This is a genomic window from Gammaproteobacteria bacterium, from assembly GCA_022450155.1.
Taxonomy (GTDB): domain Bacteria; phylum Pseudomonadota; class Gammaproteobacteria; order Arenicellales; family UBA868; genus REDSEA-S09-B13.
Window position 1 is genome coordinate 140,265 of sequence record JAKUQR010000005.1, and the last position, 15,703, is coordinate 155,967.

General features: G+C 51.5%; 16 protein-coding genes. 7 read left to right on the plus strand and 9 right to left on the minus strand.

From position 1 onward, the window contains the following. Window positions 1-7 precede the first annotated feature (7 nt). Window positions 8-1,585: an ABC transporter substrate-binding protein gene (locus MK323_04410; protein MCH2481402.1), complete on the minus strand. Its 1,578-nt coding sequence runs from the start codon at window positions 1,583-1,585 to the stop codon at window positions 8-10. Window positions 1,586-1,780: 195 nt separating this feature from the next. Between MK323_04410 and MK323_04415 the strand changes: the two genes are divergently transcribed. Continuing rightward, window positions 1,781-2,302, plus strand: a complete 522-nt coding sequence (locus MK323_04415) for a hypothetical protein (protein ID MCH2481403.1) — start codon at window positions 1,781-1,783, stop codon at window positions 2,300-2,302. 107 nt (window positions 2,303-2,409) lie between these two features. Here the strand turns inward: MK323_04415 and MK323_04420 are convergent, their stop codons facing one another. After that, the gene (locus tag MK323_04420; GenBank protein MCH2481404.1) at window positions 2,410-3,078 is read right to left on the minus strand and encodes an ureidoglycolate lyase; all 669 of its coding nucleotides are present in this window, start codon (window positions 3,076-3,078) and stop codon (window positions 2,410-2,412) included. Between the two features lie 528 nt (window positions 3,079-3,606). On the opposite strand from MK323_04420, the gene MK323_04425 reads away from it, so the two are divergent. Both MK323_04425 and MK323_04430 read left to right on the plus strand, forming a co-directional pair. Beyond that, window positions 3,607-4,203: an HD domain-containing protein gene (locus tag MK323_04425; protein ID MCH2481405.1), complete on the plus strand. Its 597-nt coding sequence runs from the start codon at window positions 3,607-3,609 to the stop codon at window positions 4,201-4,203. A gap of 34 nt (window positions 4,204-4,237) precedes the next feature. Continuing rightward, window positions 4,238-5,077, plus strand: a complete 840-nt coding sequence (locus MK323_04430) for a phytanoyl-CoA dioxygenase family protein (protein MCH2481406.1) — start codon at window positions 4,238-4,240, stop codon at window positions 5,075-5,077. A gap of 340 nt (window positions 5,078-5,417) precedes the next feature. Here the strand turns inward: MK323_04430 and MK323_04435 are convergent, their stop codons facing one another. Further along, window positions 5,418-6,278 carry an endonuclease/exonuclease/phosphatase family protein gene (locus tag MK323_04435; protein MCH2481407.1) on the minus strand — a complete coding sequence of 287 codons (861 nt, stop codon included), beginning with the start codon at window positions 6,276-6,278 and terminating at the stop codon, window positions 5,418-5,420. 293 nt (window positions 6,279-6,571) lie between these two features. On the opposite strand from MK323_04435, the gene MK323_04440 reads away from it, so the two are divergent. Continuing rightward, window positions 6,572-7,468 (plus strand): phytanoyl-CoA dioxygenase family protein, encoded by an 897-nt coding sequence (locus MK323_04440; protein MCH2481408.1) that lies wholly within the window; start codon window positions 6,572-6,574, stop codon window positions 7,466-7,468. Between the two features lie 45 nt (window positions 7,469-7,513). Here the strand turns inward: MK323_04440 and MK323_04445 are convergent, their stop codons facing one another. Next, a complete protein-coding gene (locus tag MK323_04445) occupies window positions 7,514-8,314 on the minus strand; it encodes an enoyl-CoA hydratase (GenBank protein ID MCH2481409.1) in 801 nt (266 codons plus the stop codon). Between the two features lie 140 nt (window positions 8,315-8,454). Between MK323_04445 and MK323_04450 the strand changes: the two genes are divergently transcribed. Both MK323_04450 and MK323_04455 read left to right on the plus strand, forming a co-directional pair. Further along, entirely contained in the window at window positions 8,455-8,775 is a 321-nt protein-coding gene (locus MK323_04450; protein MCH2481410.1) for a hypothetical protein, read from the plus strand. A gap of 57 nt (window positions 8,776-8,832) precedes the next feature. Further along, window positions 8,833-9,987 (plus strand): acyl-CoA dehydrogenase family protein, encoded by a 1,155-nt coding sequence (locus MK323_04455; protein ID MCH2481411.1) that lies wholly within the window; start codon window positions 8,833-8,835, stop codon window positions 9,985-9,987. A 14-nt stretch (window positions 9,988-10,001) separates the two neighbouring features. Here MK323_04455 and MK323_04460 read toward each other — a convergent pair whose 3' ends face one another. Then, a complete protein-coding gene (locus tag MK323_04460) occupies window positions 10,002-11,249 on the minus strand; it encodes an aminotransferase class V-fold PLP-dependent enzyme (protein MCH2481412.1) in 1,248 nt (415 codons plus the stop codon). A gap of 229 nt (window positions 11,250-11,478) precedes the next feature. On the opposite strand from MK323_04460, the gene MK323_04465 reads away from it, so the two are divergent. Further along, window positions 11,479-11,952 carry a GNAT family N-acetyltransferase gene (locus MK323_04465; GenBank protein MCH2481413.1) on the plus strand — a complete coding sequence of 158 codons (474 nt, stop codon included), beginning with the start codon at window positions 11,479-11,481 and terminating at the stop codon, window positions 11,950-11,952. Between the two features lie 114 nt (window positions 11,953-12,066). On the opposite strand, the gene MK323_04470 is transcribed toward MK323_04465, so the two are convergent. From MK323_04470 to MK323_04485, 4 genes are all read right to left on the minus strand, one after another. Beyond that, on the minus strand, window positions 12,067-12,789 hold the full coding sequence (locus MK323_04470) for an amino acid ABC transporter ATP-binding protein (protein ID MCH2481414.1): 723 nt from the start codon (window positions 12,787-12,789) through the stop codon (window positions 12,067-12,069). Window positions 12,790-12,886: 97 nt separating this feature from the next. Continuing rightward, window positions 12,887-14,209 carry an amino acid ABC transporter permease gene (locus MK323_04475; protein MCH2481415.1) on the minus strand — a complete coding sequence of 441 codons (1,323 nt, stop codon included), beginning with the start codon at window positions 14,207-14,209 and terminating at the stop codon, window positions 12,887-12,889. Window position 14,210: 1 nt separating this feature from the next. Further along, the gene (locus MK323_04480; GenBank protein MCH2481416.1) at window positions 14,211-15,371 is read right to left on the minus strand and encodes an ABC transporter permease subunit; all 1,161 of its coding nucleotides are present in this window, start codon (window positions 15,369-15,371) and stop codon (window positions 14,211-14,213) included. A 76-nt stretch (window positions 15,372-15,447) separates the two neighbouring features. Continuing rightward, the coding region (locus tag MK323_04485; protein ID MCH2481417.1) for an amino acid ABC transporter substrate-binding protein at window positions 15,448-15,703 on the minus strand (256 nt) is incomplete at its 5' end.

Genomic DNA, 15,703 nt, shown 5'->3' on the forward strand with positions numbered 1-15,703 from the left:
CTAGAGATCAGGCAAACCACCACCGCTCCAGAAACTTGGTGCCATCCATGTCCCAGTTACCGGCCAGCGGGCCGTGCTGTACTTTGTCCGCCATGGCAAAAACGTAGTTGGCAAACATCGGTACCACCACGCCACCTTGGTCACGGACGATCTGCTGCATCGTGAAGTACATCTGCCGGCGTATTTCCTGATTAGTCTCTGCCCGGGCTTCGATCAGTAAATGATCGAAAAGCTCATGGGCCCAGAACGTATCGTTCCAGGAGCCTCCACCCTTGTAGGCAGTGCTGAACATCCAGTCCTCGGTAGGACGTCCGCCCCAGTAGCAAGCGCCCCAAGGTTTCTTCATCCAGACGTTAGACCAGTAGCCGTCGTTAGGCTCACGAACAACCTCGATATCGATACCGGCCACGGCAGCGGATTCCCGATACAGCACCGCTGCGTCCACTGCGCCGGGAAAGGCTGCGTCGGCTGCTGACAACTGCACCTTGATATTGCCACCCGCTTTGCTGGCATAGAACTTGGCCTTGTCTGGGTCATAGGTTCGCTGTTCGAGCGTCGCTGCATGAAAGGGGTTGGAGGGTGCGATGGGGTGATCATTGCCAACAACACCATGGCCATACAGCACCTTTTCTACGACCTCGACCCGGTTGATCGCGTGCTTGAGTGCCATGCGCACGTTATTGTCATCAAACGGCGCGGTATCGGTGCGCATCGGGAACGTGTAGTGCTTCGTGCCTGTGGTCTCCTCAACTTTAATGCCCGGTTTGCGAGCCAACAAATGTGCGGTCTTTAGGTCCACCCGGTCCATCACATCCACTTCACCGGTTGTCAGGGCATTGGTCCTGGCGGTCGGGTCGATGATTGACAGCAGTTCGACCTCATCGAAGTGGCCACGTCCTTCCTTCCAGTAGTTCGGATTACGGGTAAAGAAGCTCCGAACACCAGGTTCGTAGTCCTGCAGCAGGTAGCCGCCAGTACCAATACCGTCGGTGGCATCGATCTTGCCGTCTTTTGAAGGCTTGATGGAAATGTGGTAATCGCCGGCAATGTAAGAAAAGTCTGAGTTGCCTCCCGTCAATTCAAAGATCACCTTGTGCTTACCATCAGCTCGCATGCTGTCGACCTGTTCCAGCAGAGATTTGGCTGGCGACTTGGTCTCACCCATGTGGTGCTGAAACGACGCAATCACGTCATCAGAATCCAAGCTCTTGCCGTTGTGAAATTCGACCCCCTTACGCAGGTTGAAGACCCAGGTTTTGGCGCCATTCGCGACCTCCCAGCTTTCGGCCAGTTCGGGCACCATGGCACCGGTTTCATCCACCTCTCCCAGATGGTTCTGTATGGCGTAGTTGACTACCGACATATAGCCGTTCTCGTAAGTCGCCGGGTCTAAAGAATCGGTGGTGGAACCGTGAGCAAGCGCTGCACGAATCCGGCCCCCTTTTTGAGGGCCTGCAACTGCATCGCCGCTGTACATTGCCGGTAGTACAGCAGTTGCACTGATAGCAGACATCCGTGACAGAAACTCTCGTCGAGTAATCTGTCCACGGTTCAGTTTTTTCTTCAATCGTTCAATTTCGGACATGAGATCCTCCTCAGCTTGTGTGTCTTAGAGTCAATTATTTATGGCAGACCGGGCGGATTAGCCACACCTGGTTGCTCTTCGCGATTATAGAACCAAAAAAGGCATACACCAACGCGGAGGCGTCATCTCGATGCCCCAAAATGACTGACTGCTTTGAACCTCTTGTTTTAGCGCGGAGAATTACACTGTTCTCTCGTGTTCGCACAACGCGTCAGCCCGATTCGAGGGTACGGCCATCGACCTAGCCCGTGTAGCGGCACAGCGACAGCCGTTAATGAGTTGCAGTTTATCCGAGCTGATATTTCACAGCGACTGCACGATGATCCGACGGCAGCTAGCTTCTGGAGTCTGTACCTCGACGATTGGTTACACATTGCGGTCTTTAATTTTACGGTTGACGGGGCAGGCAGCCAACAGATCATGGGGTATCGTGAGTCGAGTTACTTGCCATGGGCGGAGAAAATGGTGGTGGTGCTGGAAGACGAAGAGGAGCACTATGAAAATGGTGTAGAGAATCTACGCGAATTCTCCGTGGTACCCGAACAGCTTGCGAAGTTCCAACGGGTCTATAACAACATGCTGCCAGTCGCACTCAAGCGTGCTTTTGGTCGACCTGACGGTCCAGACCACGAGTTCTGTTTGCGTACCGGTTTGAAAAGACACTCAACCGAAGACGTAATTAATCGATACTTGACCGAGATGCGTAGGTATTTGTAGCCAGTGGGCCTGAAATTTCCGCCACTTGAACGTTTCGCTGTGGAAAACGTAGAGTTACTCTTTTCGACGCGAAAGATATTGGCATCATTGCAGTAGCGGATTTTTCGTTAGTTGGATCCGCTGCAAATGTCCAGGGGAACAGACAGATAGATGCCGAATTCCTGTCCGACATCGCAGCTCACGCGCGCGTGGACGCGGCCCTGCCGGTCGAGAAAACGCTGCCGATCATGAACCGGGAAGATGCCCTCGTGCCAGATGCCGGGATGAATGTACAATCCTTTGGAACCATCACACCAAAAGGCGACGACCTTCTCTGGCGCCAGATCATCGCCGGGTAGAGCTGCCGGCATGACAAAGGGCTGATTGTCGAGCGGGTGGAACATCTGCCCACCGTCAGGGTGATAATTCATGTGCCACAGCAATACTTTTTCACGGGGGCAGGTCGGTGCGTCACTCGAGGCTTTTTGAGGATCGGTAGACCATCCCAAAACATAGTCGCCGTTTACCGCTTCATTCGAGCCGTAAAGAACATCGCCCCGCCATTCTCCGTGAAAGATCCCTTCCACGAAGCCGGCTTCAGCTCCGGTTCCTTCATCCACCGGCCGCCAGCCTTGTGCGGGCCAGCGGGCAATCTCAATTTCAAAACTTTGCGGATCATCAACCAGGCAACCATAGCCCTTTAATGAATCTTCCGTTGCAACAATCAGCGGGACCTCAAAGAGCTCCAGAGAGGGTTTTTCCGAAGCCTCAAATATATAGGTTGGAGCGGACTGCATCATTGGATCCCCGGGAAGGCATGTGAGCTCAACCAGCGCGGATTATACGCCGCGCCGCTGGAAGCCGGTACGCTCATGCCCGAGGAGTACCTACTCAAGTGCTTTCAAGTTGAGGTTTGGGAAGGTCTTGATCCCTGAAAACAACCATTGGGAATATCAGAAAACATTGGGGAAGTTGGCTCCCCAGGCTAGACTCGAACCAGCGACATATGGATTAACCGTCCACCGTTCTAACCACCGCTAAAACTAAAAACGCCCAACAAGTAAGCATAAACCTAAACTCTGATCCTGTGCTTGTAGGCTGTTTGAGGTCGTTTCTCGAAAGAAATGACATCTAGATTAGCGACAATTTAGCGACAGTACAAAATAACCGGGAATAAGCAGAAGGGTCACCAAACGAGGCGGTAGCACTATTTGGTATGATTTGGGAATCTAATCGAAAGAATTAACTCATATGAAATACAAGAGCAGTCTCCCGATTAAACCTACCGAGTGAAACGATTGGTGCCAAATTCAGAAGAACGATCGATGCCCAACGAAAATACCCAAGAATTGACGTCCCGTAACATCGTGGCGTTCATCGCAGACATTATCGAGAGACGTGGTGGAGAAGCCTATCTGGGTGAACCGGTCACCACGGCCGAACACATGCTGCAGGGGGCAACATTGGCCGAGCAGGGCGATCAACCCGACGAAATTATTGCCGGTGCGCTACTGCACGACATTGGTCATTTCACGAGCGAGTTCGGCACCTTTAGTATGGATGACACAGAAGATCGCTATCACGAGGCAGCGGGCGCACGGGTTCTGGAACCGTTTTTCCCAGCAACAATCGTTGATTGTGTTCGTCACCATGTCGCCGCCAAACGCTACCTGTGCGCGACCAGGCCAAAGTACATTGATCGGTTGTCACCGGCGTCCGTCCACTCCTTAAATCTGCAGGGCGGCCCAATGAGCAACGATGAAGTCGAAGCATTCGAGAAAAATCCGAATCTCAAACAGATCATACAGGTTCGCCACCTGGATGACTCAGGTAAACGCGAGGATGGAGAAACGTACCCTTTCTCGCATTTCGTTCCACTCCTACAGCGGCTCGTTGATCAACACTTGGGCAACAAGGCCTGAGAATTTCGACACCGCGGCCCGGCAGAGGTAGCCCATGGATCCCGTTAGCCTGAGTGATTCTTATCGTCGTGACGGTTTGATACGAAGTTTCGATGTCCTGAATGATGACGAAGTTCAATCAATCAAACTGAGACTACAGACGTTCATTTCCGAAAACCAACATAACCCGAACTTCCCTGACTGGGTGTATTCGAAATCCTACCTTGCCTTACGATGGGTTGCCGATCTGGCGTTCCACCCCGTTATCCTCGATCACGTTGTGGCCCTAATCGGTGGTGACATTCTACTTTGGGATTCATTCATCCCCACAAAGGCGCCGCAATCTAAAGGATACTTCGGCTGGCATCAGGATGCGACCTACTGGCCCCTGGAACCTGCAGGCGAAATGGTAGCGGTATGGTTGGCGGTCAGCGATGTGAGCCTGGAAAACGGTGGAATGAGGGCTATTCCAGGTAGCCATACGCGAGGTCAACTCCCGCACAACGCAACGGGTGATACCTCGTCCATGCTCCGCCGCGGACAGCGCATTGACGGTGCAATTGATGATCAAAGTGCGATTGAAATTTCGCTCCGTGCAGGGCAGGCAAGCATTCATCATCCGTTGACCATTCATGGGTCCGGGGACAACACCTCCAGCCAGTGGCGATATGGCATCGGGTTCAACTACGTTTCAGCCAACACCAAGGTCAAAAATGGTCATTTTGAATCGGGGCTTCTTGTACGAGGCCGTCCTCCTACGAATGGGCTCCGATTGGAGACAATGCCCGACGACGACCTGAGCCATACCGCGCTGGCGGCATATGGAGACGCTCTTTCGAGTTCTAGCAAACGCTATGCGGATACTCAGCATCAAGTCGGCAGTACTCATAGATAAAATACTCGAAGGTTCCCTAACCGCCGATTAGCACCTCGAAAATCAGAAATCTGTTGGAGGATTTACCGCTCCTTACTGACGGTGACAATCTGTCTGGGGTTGCTTTTCCAATACAGTCAACCCAATAAAAGTGTGGATCAATTTGTTGCGGACCTGGCGGATTAGCCACACCTTGTTGCTGTTCGTCATTATAGATTCTAAATAGTCATACACCAGTGCTCGGATTCAGTTCAAACTAAAAACGATGCCTGATTGCGTTTAGTCCCCTCGTTACAAAGGGGACAACAACACCAATCCCAGTAAGACTACTCGCTGTAACAATTTTTTTTCAGGCTTTGGTTCAATCAAAGTCGTATATCACAGCAACTGCACGATGATCTGACGGAAACGGCGATACAACCAAATCGGCGTCGCGGCAGCTTTCGCCAATGATCGAGGCGCTAATCGGGTCAAGACCCGGCCCAGCATGGTAAACGAAGTCGATCCGATCATGTACCTCATCTTCTGCACGCTCACTGCCGCCAACACCCAGACCGGGAACGCTCGTCCACGTATACCCAGGATGGCGACAAACATCGGGAAACACCACTCTGTATGCATCCTCCATACCGCTATCAGCCACCCGCTTGGAGCACGGCCACGCCATCTCTAGCCCAAAGTGATGACCCTCACGTGCAGATGCCAGCGTCCAGTCCAAGTGTGACGGCTCGTTGAAGTCCCCGCACAGCAGCACCCTTTCTCCTGCCTCTATCAACGGCTGAATCTCTAACAACGCTGCGAGCAACTCCTGCTCTCGCGTCTCCCTGGCTTCGTCGAGGACCTCCTCCTTTCGGGTATAGCGTTTATCTCGGACTCGGTAAGGCTGATAAGGGGTCGACGTTAAGTGCAGACCAAACACGCAAACCGACCGCTGCGCATCAAGTTCCAATCGCACGCCATCAGCAAACGTCTCTAGAATTGGATAACGGCTCAGAACAGCAACACTCTCCCAGTAAGGTGGGGCAGCGACGATGTGACATGCGTATCCCAACAAGTCAGCAAGTGGCTCTGCGTTTCCCCATTGTTCGCACACCACCACGACATCGGCCTGAGCCAAACGAATGACGGCAGCTGTCTGTTCAAGCGGTTGACCCAGGTGAGTACCGCCGTACAGTATATTGAAACTCATCAAACAAAATTGATCACCAGGTTTTTCTAACATAAGTTTGTTCCTTTCATGATGGATCTTCCAGACTGGTTAGACGAGCCAATGTTAACGCTATCCCATTTTACTCCTACGATTTGGCACCATGAGTCCAACAGGATCAATGGATTTAGGCGACCTCTTCCGCAAGGTTATCTGACCCACCACACTGAGGCTGAACCGCCCCCCTTCGCGTTCTTTGACAATCAATCGCAATAATTACATATTCCGGTTAAGACAATTTCGCATCGCGATATGGACCATCGGGCAAGCATCTGCTCAGTCAACACAAGCTTAAGGAGTGTAAAGACATGGCCCCGGAAGAAGTCTTGAAAAATGAGCCCCAGTTTGTTTCTCGTGAACAGCAGAAATCCTATTTTGAAAATGGGTATCTGCTGATCGAGAACGCGATAGACAGCCAAACCCTATGCAAACTGCAAGACACCACAGCACGAGTCATAGACGATAGTCGCCAAGTAACCCAATCCGATGCCACGTGGGACCTCGAGCCCGGACATTGCTCGGATAACCCGCGTCTACGGCGTCTAACAAGCCCAAACGACTATAACGACGACTATTGGGCCTATGCGTCGTCTGAGGCGATTACTGATATTCTCTCGGACCTCATTGGCCCCGACATTAAGTTTCACCACTCGAAGCTTAATTTTAAGTGGGCCGGTGGTGGTGAAGAAGTCAAATGGCATCAAGACATCAGCTTCTGGCCGCACACCAACTACACCCCGTGCACAGTGGGCCTTTATCTGGAAGACTGCAATGACGAACAAGGCCCCTTGGGTATCATTGCTGGCAGTCACAAAGGCCCCCTGTTCGATCAGTACAATAAAGACAACCAATGGATGGGATGCTTGTCCGACGAAGACCTCATGCGACTCGATATGTCGCGTGAAACCTATCTTCCCGGTCCTGCCGGGTCGATCACTATACATAACTGTCGAACGGTGCATGGCTCGAATATCAACCACACAGACAGACCAAGACCCTTGCTGCTGAATGCTTATGCGGCCGCGAATGCAATGACTTATACTTTTAATCCCGCTCGCTCAAAATACGATCAGCAGATTGTCCGAGGTCAGGCTGCACGCTGGGCTCGACACGACCCCGAACCCTGCCTGCTGCCACCAGACTGGTCCGGTGGCTACACATCTATCTTTACACTACAGCAACAGGATAAAAGCCATACGATGTAGTTGTACCGATGATGAGTGCCGGGATGTTTCGGATCGACTAAAACTCTACTGACCTGAAAACTCTGGCGCCCGTTTTTCCAAAAACGCTTGCGCAGCTTGCTTGTGGTCCTCTGTTTCAAAGGTCCGGATCATGTGGATAGCTTCGCAGTCCAGCACATCGCCTAGAGAGCCTTTAAGCGCCGCATTGAGGTTCTTTTTCATATAACCCACGGCAAGAGTTGGCAACGCTGCCAGTTCTGCTGCGTAGCTGTTCGCTTCCTGCTCCAGATGATCTGCGGTGGCCACCCGGTTCACAATACCAAGCTCCAGAGCCTCCTGCCCAAGTAAAACCCGCCCTGTGAAATAAAGCTCACGGGCTTTTGCAACCCCTACAAGGTACGTTAGAAAATAGCTGCCACCAAAATCTCCCGACAGCCCGACCTTTGAAAATGCTGTTGTTAGCTTTGCATCTTTCGCGGCGATGCGAAGATCACAGGCCAGGGCCAACGACAACCCCGCACCTGCCGCCGGACCCGGTATAACCGCGAGCGTGGGCTTTGGCATTTCATGCAGTAAGCGGCTGACTTCCATTCGACTCCGCAGGTCATGAACCCTGTCCTCGAAAGCTACTGTCTTTTGGCCGCCAGACGAAACTGCGGCAAACCGTTTGACGTCACCACCCGCGCAAAAAGCGCGACCTGCGCCCGTCAATACCACAACGCGGACGGCAGGATCTGCGGCAAAACGGGGCAAGGCCTCTCTCAGCCCCGCCATCATTTCGGGTGTCAGTGCGTTTCGAGATTCCGGCCTATTCATTGTCAGGGTCGCGATACCCCTGTTCTGCATCTCTTGCAGTTCCTCGGTCATTGGTATGCTCCGAATAGATTATTCTGATGTCTAAATTACTCGTCTTTCTAACCTAATTGTACCCAGAATTTGCCTATCAGCTGCCGCCGTCTGGTTACCTGAACGTGGCATACTATGTGGCCACTTTTGCGGAGTCTTTCATGAAGCGTTTTCATATAGCCCTTGCGGTGGGTGACCTCGACAGTTCGATAGCGGATTACTCCACACACCTCGGACCAACCCCGACGGTCGTTGTGTCTAAAAAATATGCGATGTGGCGCACCGATACCCTCAATTTTTCAATCAATCAGATTCCCGGCCGGGCCGGCCAGCTCCGTCATGTCGGTTTTGAAGATGAAACCGTACAGGGGTTTTCCAGTGATTACGACGCCAATGGCCTGGAGTGGGAACTCTTTTCACCACAACCACAGAATCAGAAAATCATTGAAATGTACGGTGAACCCGCGCAAGAACACTGCTGACACTATCGGGTATTCAACAACGCCCCCGGACACACTTGAGCGTAAAAGAGAGTTATCGTGATAAGAGATCAGAACATCCTCGATCAACTCCTGGAAACAGTCACTCGTTTTGTATCACAAGAGCTTATTCCCCATGAGGCTCAAGTCGCCGAACAAAATGAGATTCCAGCTGAACTGGTGGATAAAATGGCTGAGCTCGGTCTTTTTGGACTGTCAATCCCTACAGCCTATGGCGGTCTTGGACTGACAATGGAAGAAGAGTGTCTCGTCGCACTGGAGCTCGGGCAGACATCGCCGGCCTTCCGCACTGTGGTGGGGACTAATATTGGCATAGGCAGCCAGGGGCTTATCATGGATGGGCGTCCGGACCAAAAAGATTACTGGCTTCCGCGACTGGCCAGTGGAGAGGTCATCTCCAGTTTCGCGCTCACTGAGCCCGAGGCAGGCTCGGATGCAGGGTCTATCCGCACCACAGCTGTCCGGGATGGCGATTGCTATCGTCTCAATGGCACTAAAAGATACATCACGAATGCTGACAAAGCGGGCCTGTTCACTCTCATGGCAAGAACTGATCCTGAGAGCCAGGGCAGCAGAGGCGTGTCGGCATTTCTGATCCCTGCCCAGACGCCAGGCCTGAGCATCGGCCTACCGGAAAAAAAGATGGGGCAACACGGCACACATGTATGTGATGTCGTGCTGAACGATGCTGAGGTACCTGCATCGGCATTACTCGGCACTGAAGAAGGTAAAGGGTTCATCACCGCGATGAAGGTGCTCGAACGGGGCCGCCTGCATATCTCGGCCGTTTGTGTTGGTATAGCAGATAGACTGATTGATGAATCAACACACTATGCGGCGAAGCGCAAACAGTTCGGGCAGGCAATAGGTGAATTTCAGCTGGTACAGGGCATGCTTGCCGATATGAAAACAGAATGGTATGCCGGTAGATCGATGGTCATCGATGCGGCCCGTAAAAAAGACCTCGGTGAAGCGGTGGCGACAGAAAGCTCCTGTTGCAAATATTTTTGCTCAGAAATGGTTGGACGTGTTGCGGACCACGCTGTGCAGATATTTGGCGGCGCTGGATATATTGCCGACTACGGGATCGAACGCTTTTATCGCGACGTACGTATATTCAGGCTCTACGAGGGCACAAGCCAGATTCAGCAGCTGATTATCGCCCGGAACATGCTGCGCGAGTTAACCGACTGACACCAGGCCCGGGCCTAGTGCCCACGACCCAGTTCCAGCTGTAATGCTTCTGTCAGTTGTCGATACTGCGATAACGCATTGTACAACTGGGTTGAAATTCTGAGGTAACGTCCAGCCGGTGAAGGCCACGCTGACAAGGAAACCTCAATCCCGTATTGACGCCTCAAAATCTGCTTGAGAGGGTCGATAACATGGTAATCGGTGAAAGTTGTTTCCACTGACCCAGGCAGGCAGATAGTTGCCAACGAACCAATCATGTCTACCGGGCAAGGCAACTCCAGACCCAACTCCTGACAGATCAGATCGCGGGCTTCGACCGCAAGCGCTCGATTTCTTACCATTATGCCAGCCCACCCCTCGTTGGAGATACCATCCATGTAGTCAATGAGCGCCGGCAGGGTAAGAAACCCAGTCAGGTCGCGGGTGCCTATCCAGTCGAATTCCAAACGAAATCGCGTGCTCTCCCCGACTGGCCTATTCATACCATGGCTGATTGTCAGTGGATGAAGGTTTGACTGATGCTCCGACCTGACATAAAGAAAAGCCGTGCCCTTTGGCGCACACATCCACTTGTGGCAATTGCCCGTATAGTAATCCGCCCCCAGCTCAGCCAGTCTGAGCGGCAACATGCCGGGTGCGTGCGCCCCATCGACCAGAACTTGAATGCCGCGTTGTTGTACTGCAGGAACAATGTCCTCAAGCGGCATTATCAGTGCAGTTGGACTTGTAATATGATCAATTAACAGAATGCGTGTACGCGACGTACATCCCTTCAGTATTCTCTCGATGACTTCATTCGAATCGGAACCGGGAAACGGCAAATTAATCAGATCAACTTCGGCGCCCGTTCTCTCGGCAAAAAAACGAGCTGCATTGGAACAAGCGTTATAACCGTGGTCAGTTATCAGAACACGATCGCCGGCAATCAGGTTTAGATTTGACAGGACTGTAGTGACACCCATTGTTGCATTGTCTACAAATACTAGATCTGACGCCGGTGCCCCCAAGAATAATCCTAACGCCTCACGAGCAGTCTCCAGCAAGTCAGGCAGATCTTGCTCAAAAAACCGCAGCGTGTTGTATTCCATTTGCTGACGCAGCTGCGTCTGTTGCTCGAGGATTCGGTTCGGGCATGCACCGAATGAACCGTGATTCAGATGGAGGACATCCGGATCGAGCGACCATAGATCCGGACGGTATAGAACTTCTTCGGTCATATCTGCCCCGGTGTATTTTCCGGCTGCCGCTGTTTCTCGGGCCATTCAGTAACGAGTCACTGTTGTCGATTTCAAGCTCGGACCCGGTGTTGCGTTTTATGTGAAAGCATTCACTTATTCATTTCACTCATAATTTTACCAACAAAAAGTTTCGACAATACGGTGTCCGTTGAGGCAGCACTCTCTTACCGGACCAGGATAGCCTACGTATTCGAAATAGAACCAGCTTACCCGGACCTGAACCCGTGCCGTTGACTGCGATATCATCTGGTTTATGACCACTCCTGAGGACATCACCGTAGTCCGTACAGACCCGCGCCAGCCTGAAAACAGAGCCCTGATCGAGTCGCTGGATAACTACATGTTGGCGCTATACCCGGCAGAAAGCACCCACCGAATCGACCTGACTACTCTGGCCTCGGAGAATGCTCGCTTTTATTCTGCTCTGCTAAACGCTACCGTGGTCGGTTGCGGCGGTATTCTACTTGCACCCGGTTACGCTGAAATCAAGCGCATTTTTGTATCACCCCAAGCCCGGGGTCTGGGCATCGGTCGCAGGTTACTGACGGCATTGGAAACAGAAGCGCGATCTCTTGATTTTGCTCTGCTACGGCTCGAAACAGGTATCTACCAGCTTGAAGCACTGGCCCTGTTTGAAGTTATGGGATTTACAACCTGTTCAAGTTTTGGCAACTACCCGCCCGATGACCCAAACAGTATTTTTATGGAAAAACGCTTGGGCACTTGAATGCCAGAATGTCCATGATATCGCCAACACTGCCGAGAATCATGCTAACCCCAACAACAGAATCCAATTCACGGGGCATGGCAACCCAAGAAACAACCCGCTTAGACTAGGTACTCAAAGAATCTGTGACAGGAACAGTTTTGTTCTTTCGTTCTGAGGATTATTAAAGAATTCCTGGGGCACGTTCTGCTCCACGATCTGTCCTTCATCCATAAAGATAATTCGATCGGCGACTCGGTCTGCAAACCCCATTTCGTGGGTGACCACCAACATCGTCATGCCTGATTCTGCCAGCTCGATCATCGTGTCCAATACTTCCTTGATCATCTCCGGATCAAGTGCCGACGTTGGCTCGTCAAACAGCATTACCTTGGGCTGCATTGCCAGGGCCCTGGCAATGGCGACACGTTGTTGCTGACCACCGGAGAGCTGGCCTGGATATTTGTCGGCCTGTTCGGGAATATGAACCCGATTAAGGTATTCCATCGCCAACTTTTCGGCTTCCGACTTAGCCATCTTCTGTACCCAGTGAGGTGACAAGGCGCAGTTCTGGAGCACCGTCAGATGTGGGAATAGATTGAATGACTGAAACACCATGCCCACTTCGGATCGTACCTTGTCGACATTCTTGAGATTTTCATCCAGTTTTACACCCGTTACCTCGATATCACCCTCTTGATGCTCTTCGAGTCGGTTGATACACCGGATAAGCGTCGACTTGCCAGACCCGGACGGTCCGCAAATGACGATACGTTCGCCGGTATGCACGTCCAGATCGATGCCGTTCAGCGCCTGAAAGTCACCAAAATATTTGCTTACCTTTTTTAGGGATATGATTACTTCCGAAGAAACTACAGAGGCTACGTGACCTTCCTGCTCGCTGACTGAGGGTTGATTATCCATGTTCTACTCCGTATCCGATCTTGGTATCTTTCTATTTGTACTGTCCACCCAACTTACGCTCTAAGCGTTGACTATAACGTGACATCGTAAAGCAGCAAACAAAAAAGATAACAGCTGTTAACAGAAACGGTTCGTGAAATTCGCCACGCCACGGTACATCGTTACTCATGGCTCTCGTCATCGCAAGAATATCAAACATACCCACGATGAACACCAGTGTTGTATCTTTGAACAGTCCAATAAAGTTGCCGACTATATTGGGTATCATAAATTTAAGAGCCTGCGGCATGACCACAAGGCCCATCGACTGCCAATACCCCAAACCAATCGAACTCGCCGCTTCGTATTGACCTTTGGGAATCGCCTGTAAGCCGCTTCGCACCACCTCCGCCATATAACAAGAGGAAAATAGGCAGACCGCTGGGATGACCTGGGTCAGTTTGTTCAACTCGAAACCCTCGGGCATAAACAGCGGAAACATGGCCGTTGCCATAAACAATATGGTAATCAGAGGCACTGAGCGGAACACTTCAATAAATGTCACAGTCAACGCTTTGATAACTGGTAGTCGTGAACGACGACCAAGCGCCAAAATAATGCCAGCAGGTAGTCCCACCGTAATACCGAACCCGGATATCACCAATGTGAGAAAAAATCCACCGATCCGTACCGAGGCCACATGATCCAGACCCCAGCCCCGTATCAGATACCCTACGATCACCGCCAGGACAGCGAACAGAGCCATCAGGGCATAGGTGTGCTGTTTTTCTGGAATTATTCGATCGACCAGTTTCCAACGCAGTGTGTCGGCCAGGGACACCCTGAAAACCTTGTCACCTACCCAGTCAGTGGTGTTGTAAACCAAATTTATAATCGTCAATGGCACCATAAAACTCATGAACCAAGAACGTTCGCCACCCAGAAAAAGATAAGCCGCCAGGAAAGGATAAAGGCCGATTGCCCCGGCAGCGATCAGAAATTTTCGCTTGACACCAGGCACCCAGAGAGGAATCAACCAAATGATGAGGATCAGAAACCCAAGAATAACCCGCCACTGTCCGTCCTTATAGCGCCCGAACATAATGTTGTTGAACCACACACGCACTCCTGCCCAGCAGGCGCCAAGTATGGGGATCCCGTTCTCATCCTTACCCAATATTGCAAAACATTCCCGCCGGTCCTTCGCTTCCCAAACACCATTGAGTATCGCCCATGAAAAAATACCCCAAACGACGTTGTAGATGAGCACGATGCAGACGATCGATAGAATAGTATTGATCCAGGAGCTGAAGAGGTTCTCGCGCGCCCAACGCGCTGAGCGGACCGCGATACTGCTTGTGGCTGCTTGATTCACCCTATCGCTCTACCAGCTGCACGCTTTTGTTGTAGACATTCAGGAATGCCGAAATTGTTAAACTGACCGAGCCGTAGAACAGCATTGTCAGCGCGACAATTTCGATCGCGTAACCGGATTGATTTAGTGATGTCTGCATGAACAGTGCGGTAATCTCCGAATAGCCGATCGCGACCGCTAGAGACGAGTTCTTCACGACGTTCATCCAGTGACTGATCATCGTGGGTACGATCGCACGCAGAGCCTGGGGTATGATTACCAAACGCAGCGCCAGGCCCCGAGTCAAACCAATCGATAGTGCGGCCTCTGTCTGCCCTTTATTCACAGATAATATGCCGGCACGCACGGACTCAGCCATGTAGGCACTGTGGTAAACCGAAAGTGCGATCACCAGGGTGATAAAGGCCGGTGGCACACGCCAACCACCCCTTAAGTTGAATCCTTTAAGAATCGGCACTTCCCATCCGATTGGCTGGCCGGCAATGAAATAGGCTACGACCGGGACAACCACAATTATGCCCAGGCCCCAGGAGTATTTCGGTATGACGCGACCGGTTGAATTTTGCACTTTACGCGCATGTCGGAACAATACGACCACCGCAATGATTGCAATGACAATTCCCGCGGCAACTAGTCCGCTCCCCGAATCAAAAAATGCCGAGGGACCATAAAAACCACGATTATTGAGGAAGAATATGTCTAGGTAGAAAACATCAAAACTCTTTTTAGGCTTAGGCAAAAATGCAAGTAACAAAAGATACCAGTAAATGATCTGGAGTAACAAGGGCGTGTTTCTTAAGATCTCCACGTAGGCCGCAGCAACTTTTGCCACCAGCCAGTTTGAAGACAAACGAAGAATGCCGACAAAAAATCCGAGTGCCGTCGTTCCGATAATCCCCAAGCAAGCGACCAACAATGAGTTAAGAATCGCAACCAGGTAAACCCTGCCGTAGGTATCCCCGGCTTTATAGTCGATCATGTGAAAGTCGGTATCAAAACCGGCGGTGATCCATAAGAAATCAAATCCGGTTTTCATGTCGCGGGCAGTCATGTTCTCGTTGGTGTTCGTGTACAGGTAGAACACCCCCCAGGCGACAAGCGAAAACGTCAGAACCTGAAAGAATACGGCTCTGATCTTTTCGTTATAGATGAGATTTAGCATAGAAATGGCTGTACAAAAGGGCATGCGCGATGAGCGCATGCCCTTTGTTTTACGACTTACTTATAACGATTGCCGATTAACGGAAAGGCGGCGAATACATCAGGCCACCCTGGTTCCAAAGCGCGTTTTGAGAACCGGCTCTGGTGATACCAATGCCGCGTTCACCACCACCCATGTAGGCTTCGTAAACTTCAGCATAGTTTCCGACCTGGCTGACAATGTCATAGGCCCAATCTTTGCTCAGCCCCAAACCTTCGTGCAGATTGCCTTCAACACCAAGCATACGCTTGATTTCGGCATTCGTAGTCGAAGATCTGACGCTTTCCACATTA

Coding starts and splice junctions, on each gene's coding strand:
- MK323_04410 (MCH2481402.1), bottom strand. CDS start 1,585: ATGTCCGAAATTGAACGATTGAAGAAAAAACTGAACCGTGGACAGATT.
- MK323_04420 (MCH2481404.1), bottom strand. CDS start 3,078: ATGCAGTCCGCTCCAACCTATATATTTGAGGCTTCGGAAAAACCCTCT.
- MK323_04425 (MCH2481405.1), top strand. CDS start 3,607: ATGCCCAACGAAAATACCCAAGAATTGACGTCCCGTAACATCGTGGCG.
- MK323_04430 (MCH2481406.1), top strand. CDS start 4,238: ATGGATCCCGTTAGCCTGAGTGATTCTTATCGTCGTGACGGTTTGATA.
- MK323_04435 (MCH2481407.1), bottom strand. CDS start 6,278: ATGTTAGAAAAACCTGGTGATCAATTTTGTTTGATGAGTTTCAATATA.
- MK323_04440 (MCH2481408.1), top strand. CDS start 6,572: ATGGCCCCGGAAGAAGTCTTGAAAAATGAGCCCCAGTTTGTTTCTCGT.
- MK323_04445 (MCH2481409.1), bottom strand. CDS start 8,314: ATGACCGAGGAACTGCAAGAGATGCAGAACAGGGGTATCGCGACCCTG.
- MK323_04450 (MCH2481410.1), top strand. CDS start 8,455: ATGAAGCGTTTTCATATAGCCCTTGCGGTGGGTGACCTCGACAGTTCG.
- MK323_04460 (MCH2481412.1), bottom strand. CDS start 11,249: ATGGCCCGAGAAACAGCGGCAGCCGGAAAATACACCGGGGCAGATATG.
- MK323_04465 (MCH2481413.1), top strand. CDS start 11,479: ATGACCACTCCTGAGGACATCACCGTAGTCCGTACAGACCCGCGCCAG.
- MK323_04480 (MCH2481416.1), bottom strand. CDS start 15,371: ATGCTAAATCTCATCTATAACGAAAAGATCAGAGCCGTATTCTTTCAG.